The organism is Pseudomonas sp. ES1 (assembly GCF_050586605.1).
GTDB classification, from domain to species: domain Bacteria; phylum Pseudomonadota; class Gammaproteobacteria; order Pseudomonadales; family Pseudomonadaceae; genus Aquipseudomonas; species Aquipseudomonas sichuanensis.
In genome coordinates, this window is sequence record NZ_JBOBDM010000069.1 from 1 (window position 1) to 13,892 (window position 13,892).

Genomic DNA, 13,892 nt, shown 5'->3' on the forward strand with positions numbered 1-13,892 from the left:
AGCAATCAGTGCAATTCGAAGGTATCGGCGTCCAGGTTGGCCGGGAATCGCGCCCGGTACGCCGCCAGTTCCGCAGCGCGCAGCACCACGGTGAACACACCGTCGGCTTCGCCCGCGCTCAACAGGCTCTCACCCTGGAAATCCAGCACCTGGCTGTCGCCGGAATAGGCAAAGCCCTTGCCATCGGTGCCCACCCGGTTCACCGCCGCCACGAAGCACAGGTTCTCGATCCCCCGCGCCGGCAGCAGCCGGTTCCAATGGGTGCGCCGTGCGGCGGGCCAGTTCGCCGTGTACAGCAGCAGGTCGGTGTCCTGGGCGTCGCGGCTCCACACCGGGAAGCGCAGGTCGTAGCAGATCAGCGGGCGAATGCGCCAGCCCTTGAGTTCGAACAGCACCTGGCGCTCGCCGGGGGTGTAGTGCTTGTGTTCGCCGGCCATGCGGAACAGGTGGCGCTTGTCGTAGTGCAGGATCTCGCCATCGGGCCGCGCCCACAGCAGGCGGTTGCGGTGGCTGCCATCGGCGGCCTGGATGATCACGCTGCCGGTGATCACGGCATTGCGCTTCTTCGCCTGGGCCTTGAGCCACTTGTAGGTCGGGCCGTTCTCCGGCTCCGCCAGGCTTTGCGACTCCATCGAAAAACCGGTGGTGAACATCTCCGGCAGGATCACCAGGTCGACTTCACCGGCCTGGCCGATCAGCTCCTCGAAATGGGCATAGTTGGCTTCGCGGTCGTGCCAGGCCAGGGTGGTCTGCACCAGGGCGATTTTCAGGTTCGGCAGTTCACTCAGATCGCGCATAGTTTTTCCGCCGCCTGTCGCAGCGTCTCCTCACGTTTGGCAAAGCACAGGCGCACCAGGCGTTGCTCGGGGATGGGTTGCTGATAGAACACCGACACCGGGATGCTGGCCACGCCGTGTTCGCGGGTCAGCCACAGGGCCATGTCGACGTCGTTCAGGTCGGGGCGGATCTGCGAGTAGTCCACCAGTTGGAAATAGGTACCCGGGGTGCGGGTGAAGCTGAACCGCGAGCCCTGCAACAGGTCGCAGAACAGGTCGCGCTTGGCCTGGTAGAAGGCTGGCAGCTCGTCGATGTGTTGCGGGTGCTCGGCCATGAAGTCGGCCAGGGCGCACTGCAAGGGCGTGACACCGCAGAAGTTGACGTACTGGTGAACCTTGCGCAGTTCGGCGCTGAGCGCCGCTGGCGCGACCACGTAGCCGGTCTTCCAGCCGGTGACGTGGTAGGTCTTGCCGAACGAGCTGATGACAAAGGCTCTGCTGTACAGCTGCTCGTGGGCCAGCACGCTGGCGTGGCGCACGCCGTCGTAGATCAGGTGCTCGTAGACTTCGTCACTGACCAGGTAGATGTCGCGGTTGGCGATCAGCGCGGCCAGCTGGTCCAGGTCGTCGCGGCTGATCAGCGCGCCGCTGGGATTGTGCGGCGAGTTGAGGATGACCATGCGCGTGCGCGGGCTGAGGGCGTCGCTGAACTTCTGCCAGTCGATGCTGAAGCTGCCGTCAGCGAGCGGCACGTGCACGCAGCGGCCACCGGCCAGCTCCACCGAGGGTTCGTAGCTGTCGTAGCACGGGTCGAAGACGATCACCTCATCGCCGGGGTGGATCACCGCCTGGATGGCACAGAAGATTGCTTCGGTGGCGCCGGGGGTGATGGTCACTTCCTGGTCCGCGTCCACCGCCACGCCGTACAGCCGAGCGATCTTGGCCGCCACTTGCTGGCGCAGGGCTGGCAGGCCGGTCATCGGCGAATACTGGTTGTGCCCGGCGGCCACATGGCGGCCAACGGCATCGAGCAGGGCCTGGGGGCCGTTGAAGTCAGGGAAGCCCTGGGACAGGTTGAGCGCACCGGTCTGCATGGCGAGCTGCGACATGGTGGTGAAGATGGTCGTGCCGACGTTCGGCAGTTTGCTGCGGATCATGGAGCCCTCTTTCCTGGGGTTTGTCCGGCACGGGGTGGAGCCCGAGCATAGCGGATCAAGCAGTCAGGAAAAAGGTTGAAACAATAGGGGCATTGCGTTGGATCAACGGACCTCTTCGCGGGTAAACCCGCTCCCACAAGTACAGCGCTGTACCTGTGGGAGCGGGTTTACCCGCGAATGGCCATCGTTTACTAGCGCTTGTCGCGGCGCTTCTTCTCGGCCTTCTTGTGGTGCGACATCAAGCGACGTTTCTTGTTGACCTGGCGATCGGTGAGGGTGTTCTTATTGCCCTCGTACGGGTTCTCACCGCCCTTGTACTCGATGCGGATCGGCGTGCCGACCAGCTTGAGCACGCGGCGGTAGGTGTTCTCCAGGTAACGCGAGTAGGACTTGGGCACCTTCTCGGTCTGGTTGCCGTGGATCACGATCAGCGGCGGGTTGGCGCCACCGAGGTGGGCATAGCGCAGCTTGATACGGCGACCGTTGACCAGCGGCGGCTGGTGCTCGCTGATGGCGTCTTCGAGGATCTGCGTCAGGCGGCTGGTCGGCCAGCGGGTGACCGCCGACTTGAACGCGGCCTGCACCGACTTGTACAGGTGGCCAACACCGGTGCCGTGCAGGGCGGAGATGAAGTGAATGTCGCAGAAGTCGACGAAGAACAGCCGGCGCTCCAGCTCGGTCTTCACGTAGTCGCGCTCGCCCGCTTCCATGCCATCCCACTTGTTCAGCGCGATGACGATGGCCCGGCCGGCTTCGAGGGCGAAGCCCAGCAGGTTGAGGTCGTGGTCGACCACGCCTTCGCGGGCGTCCATGACGAAGACCACCACGTTGGCGTCCTTGATCGCCTGCAGGGTCTTCACCACCGAGAACTTTTCGACTTCCTCGTGGATCTTGCCGCGCTTGCGCACGCCGGCGGTGTCGATGAAGGTGTACTTCTCGCCATCACGCTCGAACGGGATGTAGATACTGTCGCGGGTAGTACCCGGCTGGTCGTACACCACCACGCGCTCTTCGCCGAGCATGCGGTTGACCAGGGTCGACTTGCCCACGTTCGGGCGGCCGATGATGGCGATCTTGATGCCATCTTTTTCGCTCGGCCCTGGAATGCGCACGGCCTCTTCGCCTTCGGCGACGTTCAGGTCGAGGGCTTCTTCCTCGGCATCACGCGGGATGTGGCCGAGCAGCGATTCCATCAGGGCGTTGATACCACGGCCCTGGGAGCCGGCCACCGGGATGGCGTTGCCCATGCCCAGCGGCGAGAACTCGGCGCGGGCGATGTCCGGATCGATGTTGTCGATCTTGTTGGCCACCAGCACCGCCGCCTTGTTCCGCTTGCGCAGGTGGTCGGCGATCATCTGGTCGGCGGCGGTCATGCCGGCGCGGGCATCCACCAGGAACAGGACGTAGTCGGCTTCTTCGATGGCCATCAGCGACTGCTCGGCCATCTTCTCGTCCATGCCCACTTCGTCACCGGTGATACCGCCGGTGTCGATCAGGATGAAGGAACGACCCTGCCAGCTGGCATCGCCGTACTGGCGGTCACGGGTCAGGCCCGACAGGTCACCGACGATGGCATCGCGGGTCTTGGTCAGGCGGTTGAACATGGTGGATTTGCCGACGTTCGGGCGGCCCACCAGGGCGATTACGGGAACCATGCGGCTCTCCACTCTTGAATTCTTGAAAATGCAAAGGCCGCTGCAAGGCAGCGGCCGGAGTTCGGGCGGCGTTTCCTACGCCGCTACCTGAGCCCGCGAACGGGCTCAAGCATAGCTTCAGCGGATGGTCAGTGCCTCGAGCTTGCCGCTGTTGCCGAAGACGTAGATGGTGTCGCCGACCACAAGTGGACGGGCGCGCAGGCCATCGCTGTCGATACGCTCACGGCCGACGAAACGGCCATCGACCTGGCTCAGCAGGTGCAGGTAACCCTCGAAGTCACCCACCGCCACGTAGCTGGAGAACACTTCCGGCGCCGACAGCTGGCGACGGGCCATGCTGTCGTTGCTCCACAGGGCGCTGGAGGAACGCTCGTCGACACCCTCGACGGTGCCCGAAGCCAGGCTCACGTAGACGTTGCCGAAGCCCTGGGCGACACCCACGTAGCTGGAGGCATCACGCTGCCACAGCACACGGCCGCTTTCCAGGTCCAGGCCGGCGACGCGGCCCTGGTAGGTGCTGACGTACAAGGTGCCACCGGTCAGCAGCAGGCCGCCGTCGATGTCCACCACGCGGTCCAGCTCGGAGCGCCCTTGCGGGATGGCCACGCGGCTTTCCCACACCGGTACGCCGTTGTTGATGTCCACCGCCACCACCTTGCCGGTGGACAGGCCGGCGACGGCCAGGCGGTTGGTGACGATCGGCGCGCCGGTACCACGCAGGGTGAGTACCGCTGGGGTGTTTTCGTAGATCCAGCGACGGTCGCCGGTGGCGGCGTCGAGGCCGATCAGGCGGTCGTCCTGGGTCTGTACCACCACCACGTCGCCGTTGTTGGCGGGCGGTGCCAGGACTTCGCTGGTGACGCGCGAACGCCAGCGCTCTTCGCCGGTGCTCGAGTCCAGGGCAATGACTTCACCCTTGAGCGTGCCCAGCATGACCAGGCCGTAGCCCACGCCAACCGCGCCGGAAACCGGCAGATCGAGGTCCTTCTTCCACACCACGTCGCCGTTGAGGCGGTCGAGTGCGAAGACTTCACCGGTGACGTCGGCAGCGTAGATGCGGTCGTTCTCGATGGCCGGTACCAGGGTGTTGTACGTCTCGCCCTGGCCGTCACCGATCGAACGGCTCCACTGCTTCTTCAGCACCACTTCCTCGGTGAACTTGGTCAGCTCGGCCGGGGGCAGTTCCTTCTTGCTGTTGCTGCTGCAACCCGCTGCCAGAACGGCGAGGGTGAGCACTGCTGCTTGTTTCCAACCCTTCACTTCAGGCGTCCCCTTTGGCCAGGTCATCCAGCTTCAGTTGCAGGCCACCGATCGCGGCGTCGTCGGACAGCGCGGCCTTGGCTTTTTCGTAGGCGCCGTGGGCGTCGTCGGCACGGCCCAGCTGCACCAGCAGGTCGCCCTTGAGCTCCTCGCGGCTGGCCAGGAAGGCTTTGTCGGCATCGCCGTCGAGCAGTTTCAGGGCCTCTTCGGCCTTGTCCTGTGCCGCGAGCACGCGGGCCAGACGCTGACGGGCGATTTCACCCAGGGTGGCGTCGGCCGGCTTGTCCATCACGGCCTTGAGCTCGGTGGCGGCGTCGTCCAGCTTGCCGCTGTCGACCGCAACCTTGGCCACGAACAGGCTGCCGTACTGGGCGTAGGCGCTACCGCCAAACTCGCTCTTGAGCTTGCCGGACAGCTCGGCGACCTTGCTTGCGTCAGGCTGGCCAGACGGCGTCAGCGAGGTTTCCAGCAGGGCCTGGTACAGCGCCGAGGCGCCTTGCGACTGGTTGGCCTGGTACTTGTGCCAGGTCTGCCAGCCCATCACCACTACGCCGGCCAGCAGTGCGCCAGTCAGCAGCGGCTTGCCGTTGCGGTTCCACCAGTCCTTGACCCCAGCCAGGTCGTCATCATCGGTACTCGACACCCCAATACTCCTTTTCGCCTATTCGTTGTTGAACCGCGTTACGCCTGGGCGATCGCGGTTTCCAGGTGCTCGGCAAGAGCATCCCAGGCAATGTTCTGTTGTTCGCCCTGGCCACGCAGGGGCTTCAGACCGATTTCTTGCTTGGCCAGCTCGTCGTCGCCGAGGATCAGGGCGAACAGCGCGCCGCTCTTGTCGGCTTTCTTGAACTGGCTCTTGAAGCTGCCGGCACCGGCGTTGACCGCCAGGCGCAGGCCCGGCAGACGGTCGCGCAGGCTTTCGCTCAGACGCAGGCCGGCCAGCTCCGCCTGCTCGCCGAAGGCGCACAGGTAGACGTCGATGGTGCGGTTGATCGACTCGGGCACCTTGCCCAGGGTCTCCAGCAACAGGATCAGGCGTTCGATGCCCATGGCGAAACCAACGCCCGGGGTCGGCTTGCCGCCCATCTGCTCGACCAGGCCGTCATAGCGGCCACCGGCGCAGACGGTGCCCTGGGCGCCGAGCTTGTCGGTGACCCACTCGAACACGGTCTTGCTGTAGTAATCGAGGCCACGCACCAGCTTGGTGTTGATCACGAACGGGATACCGGCGGCATCCAGGCGAGCCTTGAGGCCCTCGAAGTGCACGCGGGATTCTTCGTCCAGGTAGTCTTCCAGCTTCGGCGCGCCGACCAGCACCGCCTGGGTGTTGGCGTCCTTGCTGTCGAGGATGCGCAGCGGGTTGCTCTTGAGGCGACGCTGGCTGTCTTCGTCCAGTTGCTCGAGGCGCGCGGACAGGAACTCGACCAGTGCATCGCGGTAGCGCGCGCGGGCTTCGCTGGTGCCCAGGCTGTTGAGCTGCAGCTCCACGGCGTCCTGGATGCCCAACAGGCCCCACAGGCGCCAGGTCAGCATGATCAGCTCGGCATCGACGTCCGGGCCGTCGAGGTTGAACACCTCCACGCCGATCTGGTGGAACTGGCGATAGCGGCCCTTCTGCGGGCGCTCGTGGCGGAACATCTGGCCGATGTACCAGAGCTTCTGCACCTGACCGTTGCCGGTGATGCCGTGCTCGAGTACCGCACGCACGCAGGCGGCGGTGCCTTCGGGGCGCAGGGTGAGCGAATCGCCGTTGCGGTCGTCGAAGGTGTACATCTCTTTTTCGACGATATCGGTGACTTCACCGATCGAGCGCTTGAACAGCTCGGTGAACTCGACGATCGGCGTACGGATCTGGCTGTAGCCGTAGCTGTCCAGCAGGCCGGCCACGGTGCCCTCGAAGTAGCGCCACAGCGGCGACTGGTCGGGCAGGATGTCGTTCATGCCACGGATGGCTTGCAGCGATTTGCTCACGAGTAGTCCTTACGAATTCTGTGTATCAGCCACGGGCGATCAGCGCCGCGTCGGCCTCGGCCTTCTCGGCCGCTTTCTGGCGGATGAGTTTTTCCAGCTCATCGACCAGGTTGTCGTTGTTCAGCTTCTGCGATGGCTTGCCATCGATGTAGATCAGGTTCGGCGTGCCGCCGGTGAGGCCGACGTGCGCCTCCTTGGCTTCACCCGGGCCGTTGACCACGCAACCGATCACGGCCACGTCCAGCGGTACCAGCAGGTCTTCCAGGCGCCCTTCCAGCTCGTTCATGGTCTTGACCACATCGAAGTTCTGCCGCGAGCAGCTCGGGCAGGCGATGAAGTTGATGCCACGGGAACGCAGATGCAGGGACTTGAGGATGTCGTAGCCGACCTTCACTTCTTCGACCGGGTCTGCGGCCAGCGAAATGCGGATGGTGTCGCCGATACCTTCGGCCAGCAGCATACCGAGGCCGACGGCGGATTTCACTGTCCCCGAACGCAGGCCACCGGCTTCGGTGATGCCTAAGTGCAGCGGCTGGATGATCTGCTTGGCCAGCAGGCGGTAGGCTTCGACGGCCATGAACACGTCGGAGGCCTTGACGCTGACCTTGAAGTCCTGGAAATCCAGGCGGTCGAGGTGCTCGACATGGCGCAGCGCCGACTCGACCAATGCGGCCGGGGTCGGTTCGCCGTACTTCTTCTGCAGGTCTTTCTCGAGGGAGCCGGCGTTGACGCCGATGCGGATCGGGATGCCACGGTCACGGGCGGCATCGACCACCGCGCGCACGCGGTCTTCGCGGCCGATGTTGCCCGGGTTGATGCGCAGGCAGTCAACGCCCAGTTCGGCCACGCGCAGGGCGATCTTGTAGTCGAAGTGGATGTCGGCGACCAGCGGCACGCTGACCAGCTTCTTGATCTTGCCGAACGCCTCGGCGGCGTCCATGTCCGGTACCGAGACACGCACGATATCGACGCCGGCATCGACCAGGCGCTGGATCTGCCCCACGGTGGCGGCGACGTCATTGGTGTCGGTGTTGGTCATGCTCTGCACCGCGATCGGCGCATCGCCGCCCACCGGTACATTGCCGACCCAGATTTTGCGGGATTCGCGACGTTTGATCGGAGATTCGCCGTGCATGACTTACTGTCCCAACTTCAGGCGAGCGGTTTCGCCACTGGTGAACGGGGCGACATCGACCGCCTGGCCGTTGTAGCTCACCTGGGCGCCGCGGGCGAACCCGAGGCGTACCGCGAACGGTGGCTTGCCGGTCAGTTCCAGGCTATCGCCCTTGCGCTTGATGGCGCTGAACAGCACCTTGCCGTTGCCGTCGGAGACCTGGGTCCAGCAATCGGCGGTGAACTGGATGTGTACGCTGCCGCTGCCGGCCGGTACTGGCGCCGGAGCCGCTGCCGCCGGAGCGACGGGAGCCGGAGCGACAGCCACGGGGCTGGCGGGCGCAGGCTGGGCGACCGGGGCGACGGTTGCAGCCGCAGCAGGCGCGGGAGCAGGAGCAGTGCTTGGCGCTGGCGCTGGCACGCTGTTGGACGGTGCCACAGCCACTACCGGTGCCGGGGTTTCAACGGCCACTGCCGGAGTTTGCTCGCTGGCCACAGGCTCCAATGGCAGCACTTCGCTGGCAGGTTGCTGGGCTTCGCTGACAGCCTGGTCTTCCGGCTCGTCCAGCGGGTGGATCTGGGTAGTGCCGTCGGCGCTCTCGACCTCGACGTGCTCCAGGGCGATCTTGGCCAGGTCCTTGCCGCGCAGGCTGCCCTGGTCCTGCCACCAGAAGAAACCACCGCCCACCACGGCCACCAGCAACAGCAGGCTGACCACGCGCATGATGTTGTGCGATAGGCGGACCGGCTCCTCAATGCGACCGAGTGCGTGCACGTCGCTGCCTTGGGCGTGGGTGCCGGTGATGTTGTCGAACGCCTGCACCAGCGGAGCCTGGTCCATGCCCATCAGTTTGGCGTAGGCACGGATGTAACCACGGGCGAAGGTGTGGCCGGGCAGCTTGTCGAAGGCGCCGGCTTCCAGGTTGTTCAGCGAAGATACCGTGAGGTTGAGCTTTTGCGCGACTTCGGCCTGGCTCCACTCCCGCTGTTCACGGGCCTGGCGCAAGACGTCACCGGGGTTCTGGCGAGTCGCTGCTACTTCTGTTTGCGCGGCTTTCATCGTTGCTCCGACAGGTATTGCTGATATTCCGGCGTACCGGGATAAAGTCGTTGTAATTGCTGGCCCAACCGGGCCTCGTCACCCTGTTGATCAAGGGCGCGGGCCAAGCGGCTGCCCAGCAACAGGCTACGGGCGTTCTGTTCGCTCAGCTGGCTGAAACGATCGTAGTAGTCCCGGGCCGGCACATAATGCCTGTTTTCGTAGGACAACTCAGCCATTTCAAGCAACGCCTTCGGTTGCCGCTGATCGAGGCGCAGTGCCTTTTCCAGGTATTCGCGGGCCTGCTCGCCCTGCCCCAGCTTGCGCGCGGTCAGGCCGAGGTTCTCGTACACCCGCGAACGCTCAGGGTACAAGGTATCGGCGGCCGCCTGGCGAAACATCGCTTCAGCGTCGGCAAAACGGCCCTGAGCATATAGGAAACTGCCGTAGTTGTTGCGGATTCGCGTGTCATCCGGGCGTGCAGCCAGCGCTTTACGGAAGTGCTGGCCTGCCAGTTGCGGCTCAGCCTCGGCCTGGAACACCAGCGCCAGTGCCGCATTGGCGTCGGCATCGGTACTGTTCAAGGCCAGTGCCTTGGCCAATGGTGCCTTGGCCTGCCCGGTCAAACCTTGTTGCAAATACCCCAGCCCCAGTTGCACATAAGCCCGCACAGCCTCGTCACGCCCCTGGCGGCTGGCCAGCGGGTCGCCCCCACCGCTGGAAACGCAGCCAGCCAGCAGCGCAAGCGTGAGGATCGACAGCGCGGCGCGCAGGGTCATGGGGCGGGTGCTCGTCAGGGGCGCGCGGCGCTGTCTTGCGGCTCGTCGGCAGCCAGCTGGCGCACGGCGATGTAACGCTCGCTGCGGCGGGTGCGGTCGTTGACCTGGCCGACCAGTTGCCCGCATGCGGCATCGATGTCGTCACCGCGGGTGGTGCGGGTGGTGACGTTGAAACCACCGTGGTGCAACAGGTCCTGGAAGCGGCGAATGGCGTTGTTGCTCGGCCGCTCGTAGCCCGAGTGCGGGAACGGGTTGAACGGGATCAGGTTGATCTTGCACGGCACGTCGCGCAGCAGCTCGATCATCTGTGCCGCGTGCTCGGGCTGGTCGTTGACGTCCTTGAGCAGGGTGTACTCGATCGTCAGCACGCGCTTGCCGCCGAGCGTGGACATGTAGCCCATGCACGACTCCAGCAGCATCTTCAGCGGGTACTTCTTGTTGATCGGTACCAGCTGGTTGCGCAGTTCGTCGTTGGGGGCGTGCAGCGACAGGGCCAGCGACACGTCGATGTGCTTGGCCAGCTCGTCGATCATCGGCACTACGCCCGACGTCGAAAGCGTCACGCGGCGCTTGGAAATGCCATAGCCCAGATCTTCCATCATGATCTTCATGGCGGCGATGACATTGTCGAAATTCAGCAGGGGTTCGCCCATGCCCATCATGACCACGTTGGTAATGGCGCGATCGATCTTGGCCGGAACGGTCCCGAAGGATTTGTTGGCAAGCCACACCTGGCCGATCACTTCGGCGGCGGTGAGGTTGCTGTTGAAGCCTTGCTTGCCGGTGGAGCAGAAGCTGCAGTCCAGGGCACAGCCGGCTTGCGACGACACGCAGAGCGTACCGCGATCGTCGGTAGGGATGTAGACGGTCTCGACGCAGCTGCCAGAGGCAACGCGGACCACCCACTTGCGGGTGCCGTCGGCGGAAATGTCTTCACTGACCACTTCCGGGCCCCGAATCTCGGCAACGGCCTCGAGCTTTTCGCGCAAGACCTTGCCGACATTGGTCATGGCGGCGAAATCATCGACGCCAAAATGGTGAATCCATTTCATCACCTGACCGGCGCGGAAGCGCTTCTCCCCGATTGAGTCGAAGAACTGTTCCATTTCTGCCAGGGTCAGCCCCAGCAGGTTGATCTTGCCAGTAGATGTCGTCATGGATTCACCCTCACCCGTAAGCTTTCGCTTAGCGAGTGGTTACCTCGGTAGCAGCGAAGAAGTAAGCGATTTCGCGAGCAGCAGCAGCTTCGGAGTCCGAACCGTGAACGGCGTTGGCGTCGATCGACTCGGCGAAGTCAGCACGGATGGTGCCGGCAGCAGCTTCTTTAGGGTTGGTAGCGCCCATCAGCTCACGGTTCAGAGCGATGGCGTTTTCGCCTTCCAGAACCTGAACAACGACTGGGCCGGAAGTCATGAAGGCAACCAGGTCACCGAAGAAGCCACGAGCGCTGTGCTCGGCGTAGAAGCCTTCGGCTTCGGCTTTGGACAGTTGCTTGATTTTCGAGGCAACGATTTTCAGGCCGGCTTCTTCGAAGCGAGTGGTGATCTTGCCGATGACGTTTTTGGCGACGGCGTCAGGCTTGATGATCGAGAAAGTACGTTGAACAGCCATGGAGAACTCCAGAAATATGAGTGTTGCGAAAAATTAAACCCGCGAATTATACGCGGGTTCCAGGGGATTGCCTAACCTGCAGCGTGCGCTTAGTCGGCTTCGGCGATCCAGGCCGCCTGGATGGCCTCGAGCACTTTCTCACCGCCGCGTGACGGATCGTCGCTGAACTCTGGCAGTGCCAACACCCAGCGGTGCAGATCGACGAAATTCACGTAACGAGGATCGACGTCGGGCTTGCTTTCTGCAAGCTGGATGGCGATCTCAAGTACATCAATCCATTTCAGGCTCATGTGGACAAACCTCAGTGCGGCGCTTCGGCGGCGTGGTTGAGCGAGTATTTGGGGATTTCGATGGTGAGGTCTTCATCGGCCACCACCACCTGGCAGCCCAGGCGCGATTGCGCTTCCAGGCCCCACGCCTTGTCCAGCATGTCTTCTTCGAGTTCGTCAGCCTCTTCAAGCGAGTCGAAGCCCTTGCGCACGATGCAGTGGCACGTGGTGCAAGCCTTGACGCCGCCGCAGGCGCTTTCCATCTCGATGTGATGATCGTGGGCCAGCTCCAGGATATTGGTCCCGGCGGGCACTTCCACGGTCAGCCCTTCTGGGCAGAATTTTTCATGCGGCAGGAATGTCACCAGCGGCATCGGTTACTCCTCGATCTCATTCAGGTTGCGCCCGGCCAGTGCGGCTTTGACCGTCGAATCAAGGCGACGGGCGGCAAATGCATCGGTCACCTGCGACAGACGCTTGGTCTGTTGCTCGATGGCGGCGCCATCGGTGCCGCTCAGCAAATCACGTAGTTCCTGCATCTGGAATTGGATGGCGTCGCGCTCGTCGCTGCTGAGCAGGCGCTCGCCATCGGCGTCCAGGGCGCCCTGTACCGCTTCGAGCAGACGCTCGCCGTCGACCTGGTGCTCGCGCAGCTGGCGCGCCTGCTTGTCGGAGCCTGCGTGCTCGAACGAATCCTTGAGCATGCGGGCGATTTCGCCATCGGTCAGGCCGTAGGACGGCTTGACCTGGATGCTCGACTCCACGCCCGAACCCAGCTCGCGCGCGGCGACACTGAGCAGGCCATCAGCGTCGACCTGGAAGGTGACACGGATCTTCGCGGCGCCGGCAACCATGGCCGGGATGCCGCGCAGCTCGAAGCGCGCCAGCGAGCGGCAGTCGCTGATCAGCTCGCGCTCGCCCTGCAGCACGTGGATCATCATGGCCGACTGGCCGTCTTTGTAGGTGGTGAACTCCTGGGCACGGGCCACCGGAATGGTGGTGTTGCGCGGAATCACCTTTTCCATCAGCCCGCCCATGGTCTCAAGACCGAGCGACAACGGGATGACGTCGAGCAACAGCAGCTCGCCCCCTTCGCGACGGTTGCCGGCCAGGGTGTCGGCCTGGATGGCGGCGCCAATGGCGACCACCTGGTCCGGGTCGATGGAGGTCAGCGGGGTACGACCAAACAGCGTACCCACGGCGTCGCGTACACGCGGCACGCGGGTAGAGCCGCCAACCATCACCACCGCACCCACCTCCTCCAGCTCGATACCGCTGTCGCGCACGGCGCGGCGGCAGGCCTTGAGGCTACGGGCAATCATCGGCTCGATCATCGCGTCGAAGGCGGCGCGGGTCAGCTCGCCCTGCCAGGCAGCGTGCTGCACGCTGACCACGTCGGCATCGGTCAAGGCTTCCTTGGCCGCGCAGGCGGTTTGCAGCAACAGGCGCTGGGTGGCGGGGTCGAGATCGGCGGACAGGCCGGCCTGCTCGATGATCCAGCCGGCAATGGCGTGGTCGAAGTCATCGCCACCCAGGGCGGTGTCGCCGCCGGTGGCCAGCACTTCAAAGACGCCGGCCGTCAGGCGCAGGATGGAAATATCGAAGGTACCGCCGCCCAGGTCGAAGATCGCCACCACGCCTTCGGCATTCTGATCCAGGCCATAGGCCACGGCAGCAGCAGTCGGTTCGTTGAGCAGGCGCAGCACGTTGAGGCCGGCCAGCTTGGCGGCGTCCTTGGTGGCCTGACGCTGGGCGTCGTCGAAATACGCAGGAACAGTGATCACCGCGCCTACCAGCTCACCGCCGAGCGTCTCTTCGGCACGCGTACGCAGCACCTTGAGGATGTCGGCCGACACTTCCACCGGGCTCTTCGGCCCCTGGACGGTGTCGATGAACGGCATGTGCGACTCACCACCGACAAACCGGTACGGCAGTTGCTCGCCGAGCTGCTTGACGTCGGCCAGGCCACGCCCCATCAGGCGCTTGACCGAGACGATGGTGTTGAGCGGGTCGCTGGGCGCAGCCTCGCGCGCGCTCAGGCCAACGTCGACGCCGTTTTCCAGGTAGCGCACCGCGGAGGGCAGGATGACCCGGCCCTGGGCATCGGGCAGCGGCTCGCTGCGCCCGCTGCGCACGGCGGCGACGAGAGAATTGGTGGTGCCCAGGTCGATGCCCACCGCCAGGCGGCGCTGGTGCGGCTGGGGGCTCTGACCGGGTTCGGCGATCTGCAGTAGGGCCATGCTTATCTGAGTACCTTAGGCG

General features: G+C 64.3%; 14 protein-coding genes. All 14 read right to left on the reverse strand.

Annotation, left to right across the window (positions count from 1 at the left end; translation table 11 throughout):
• Positions 1 to 5: 5 nt before the first annotated feature.
• Positions 6 to 797, reverse strand: a complete 792-nt coding sequence (locus ACQ4N9_RS22995) for an amidohydrolase (protein WP_390968446.1) — start codon at positions 795 to 797, stop codon at positions 6 to 8.
• On the reverse strand, positions 785 to 1,933 hold the full coding sequence (locus tag ACQ4N9_RS23000) for a pyridoxal phosphate-dependent aminotransferase (protein ID WP_390968448.1): 1,149 nt from the start codon (positions 1,931 to 1,933) through the stop codon (positions 785 to 787). The genes ACQ4N9_RS22995 and ACQ4N9_RS23000 overlap by 13 nt, the downstream gene beginning before the upstream one ends.
• Positions 1,934 to 2,124: 191 nt before the next feature.
• Complete coding sequence (der, locus tag ACQ4N9_RS23005; RefSeq protein ID WP_110993492.1) at positions 2,125 to 3,588, reverse strand: ribosome biogenesis GTPase Der; 1,464 nt, start codon at positions 3,586 to 3,588, stop codon at positions 2,125 to 2,127.
• A gap of 117 nt (positions 3,589 to 3,705) precedes the next feature.
• Positions 3,706 to 4,875 (reverse strand): outer membrane protein assembly factor BamB, encoded by a 1,170-nt coding sequence (gene bamB / locus ACQ4N9_RS23010; protein ID WP_390968450.1) that lies wholly within the window; start codon positions 4,873 to 4,875, stop codon positions 3,706 to 3,708.
• Positions 4,850 to 5,491: a tetratricopeptide repeat protein gene (locus ACQ4N9_RS23015; RefSeq protein ID WP_347151085.1), complete on the reverse strand. Its 642-nt coding sequence runs from the start codon at positions 5,489 to 5,491 to the stop codon at positions 4,850 to 4,852. Before ACQ4N9_RS23015 ends, bamB begins: the two co-directional genes overlap by 26 nt.
• Before the next feature lie 38 nt (positions 5,492 to 5,529).
• Complete coding sequence (gene hisS / locus ACQ4N9_RS23020) at positions 5,530 to 6,819, reverse strand: histidine--tRNA ligase (RefSeq protein ID WP_390968453.1); 1,290 nt, start codon at positions 6,817 to 6,819, stop codon at positions 5,530 to 5,532.
• A 25-nt stretch (positions 6,820 to 6,844) separates the two neighbouring features.
• The gene (gene ispG, locus ACQ4N9_RS23025; RefSeq protein WP_110993496.1) at positions 6,845 to 7,954 is read right to left on the reverse strand and encodes a flavodoxin-dependent (E)-4-hydroxy-3-methylbut-2-enyl-diphosphate synthase; all 1,110 of its coding nucleotides are present in this window, start codon (positions 7,952 to 7,954) and stop codon (positions 6,845 to 6,847) included.
• Between the two features lie 3 nt (positions 7,955 to 7,957).
• Entirely contained in the window at positions 7,958 to 8,992 is a 1,035-nt protein-coding gene (locus tag ACQ4N9_RS23030) for a RodZ domain-containing protein (RefSeq protein WP_390968455.1), read from the reverse strand.
• Entirely contained in the window at positions 8,989 to 9,750 is a 762-nt protein-coding gene (gene pilW, locus ACQ4N9_RS23035; RefSeq protein WP_323831501.1) for a type IV pilus biogenesis/stability protein PilW, read from the reverse strand. Before pilW ends, ACQ4N9_RS23030 begins: the two co-directional genes overlap by 4 nt.
• Before the next feature lie 14 nt (positions 9,751 to 9,764).
• Positions 9,765 to 10,907 (reverse strand): 23S rRNA (adenine(2503)-C(2))-methyltransferase RlmN, encoded by a 1,143-nt coding sequence (gene rlmN, locus ACQ4N9_RS23040; RefSeq protein WP_110993499.1) that lies wholly within the window; start codon positions 10,905 to 10,907, stop codon positions 9,765 to 9,767.
• A gap of 28 nt (positions 10,908 to 10,935) precedes the next feature.
• A complete protein-coding gene (ndk, locus tag ACQ4N9_RS23045) occupies positions 10,936 to 11,361 on the reverse strand; it encodes a nucleoside-diphosphate kinase (RefSeq protein ID WP_008092560.1) in 426 nt (141 codons plus the stop codon).
• An 89-nt stretch (positions 11,362 to 11,450) separates the two neighbouring features.
• Positions 11,451 to 11,651, reverse strand: coding sequence for a Fe-S cluster assembly protein IscX (gene iscX, locus ACQ4N9_RS23050; RefSeq protein WP_390968458.1), 201 nt, complete (start codon positions 11,649 to 11,651; stop codon positions 11,451 to 11,453).
• Positions 11,652 to 11,662: 11 nt separating this feature from the next.
• Complete coding sequence (gene fdx / locus ACQ4N9_RS23055; protein ID WP_110735783.1) at positions 11,663 to 12,004, reverse strand: ISC system 2Fe-2S type ferredoxin; 342 nt, start codon at positions 12,002 to 12,004, stop codon at positions 11,663 to 11,665.
• 3 nt (positions 12,005 to 12,007) lie between these two features.
• Complete coding sequence (gene hscA, locus ACQ4N9_RS23060) at positions 12,008 to 13,870, reverse strand: Fe-S protein assembly chaperone HscA (protein ID WP_390968460.1); 1,863 nt, start codon at positions 13,868 to 13,870, stop codon at positions 12,008 to 12,010.
• Positions 13,871 to 13,892 lie beyond the last annotated feature (22 nt).

What these genes read in the sequence shown, in the direction of transcription:
- hscA (WP_390968460.1), bottom strand. Translation starts at nt 13,870, where the DNA reads ATGGCCCTACTGCAGATCGCCGAACCCGGTCAGAGCCCCCAGCCGCAC.
- der (WP_110993492.1), bottom strand. Translation starts at nt 3,588, where the DNA reads ATGGTTCCCGTAATCGCCCTGGTGGGCCGCCCGAACGTCGGCAAATCC.
- ispG (WP_110993496.1), bottom strand. Translation starts at nt 7,954, where the DNA reads ATGCACGGCGAATCTCCGATCAAACGTCGCGAATCCCGCAAAATCTGG.
- bamB (WP_390968450.1), bottom strand. Translation starts at nt 4,875, where the DNA reads ATGACCTGGCCAAAGGGGACGCCTGAAGTGAAGGGTTGGAAACAAGCA.
- iscX (WP_390968458.1), bottom strand. Translation starts at nt 11,651, where the DNA reads ATGAGCCTGAAATGGATTGATGTACTTGAGATCGCCATCCAGCTTGCA.
- ACQ4N9_RS23030 (WP_390968455.1), bottom strand. Translation starts at nt 8,992, where the DNA reads ATGAAAGCCGCGCAAACAGAAGTAGCAGCGACTCGCCAGAACCCCGGT.
- ndk (WP_008092560.1), bottom strand. Translation starts at nt 11,361, where the DNA reads ATGGCTGTTCAACGTACTTTCTCGATCATCAAGCCTGACGCCGTCGCC.
- fdx (WP_110735783.1), bottom strand. Translation starts at nt 12,004, where the DNA reads ATGCCGCTGGTGACATTCCTGCCGCATGAAAAATTCTGCCCAGAAGGG.
- pilW (WP_323831501.1), bottom strand. Translation starts at nt 9,750, where the DNA reads ATGACCCTGCGCGCCGCGCTGTCGATCCTCACGCTTGCGCTGCTGGCT.
- ACQ4N9_RS22995 (WP_390968446.1), bottom strand. Translation starts at nt 797, where the DNA reads ATGCGCGATCTGAGTGAACTGCCGAACCTGAAAATCGCCCTGGTGCAG.
- ACQ4N9_RS23000 (WP_390968448.1), bottom strand. Translation starts at nt 1,933, where the DNA reads ATGATCCGCAGCAAACTGCCGAACGTCGGCACGACCATCTTCACCACC.
- rlmN (WP_110993499.1), bottom strand. Translation starts at nt 10,907, where the DNA reads ATGACGACATCTACTGGCAAGATCAACCTGCTGGGGCTGACCCTGGCA.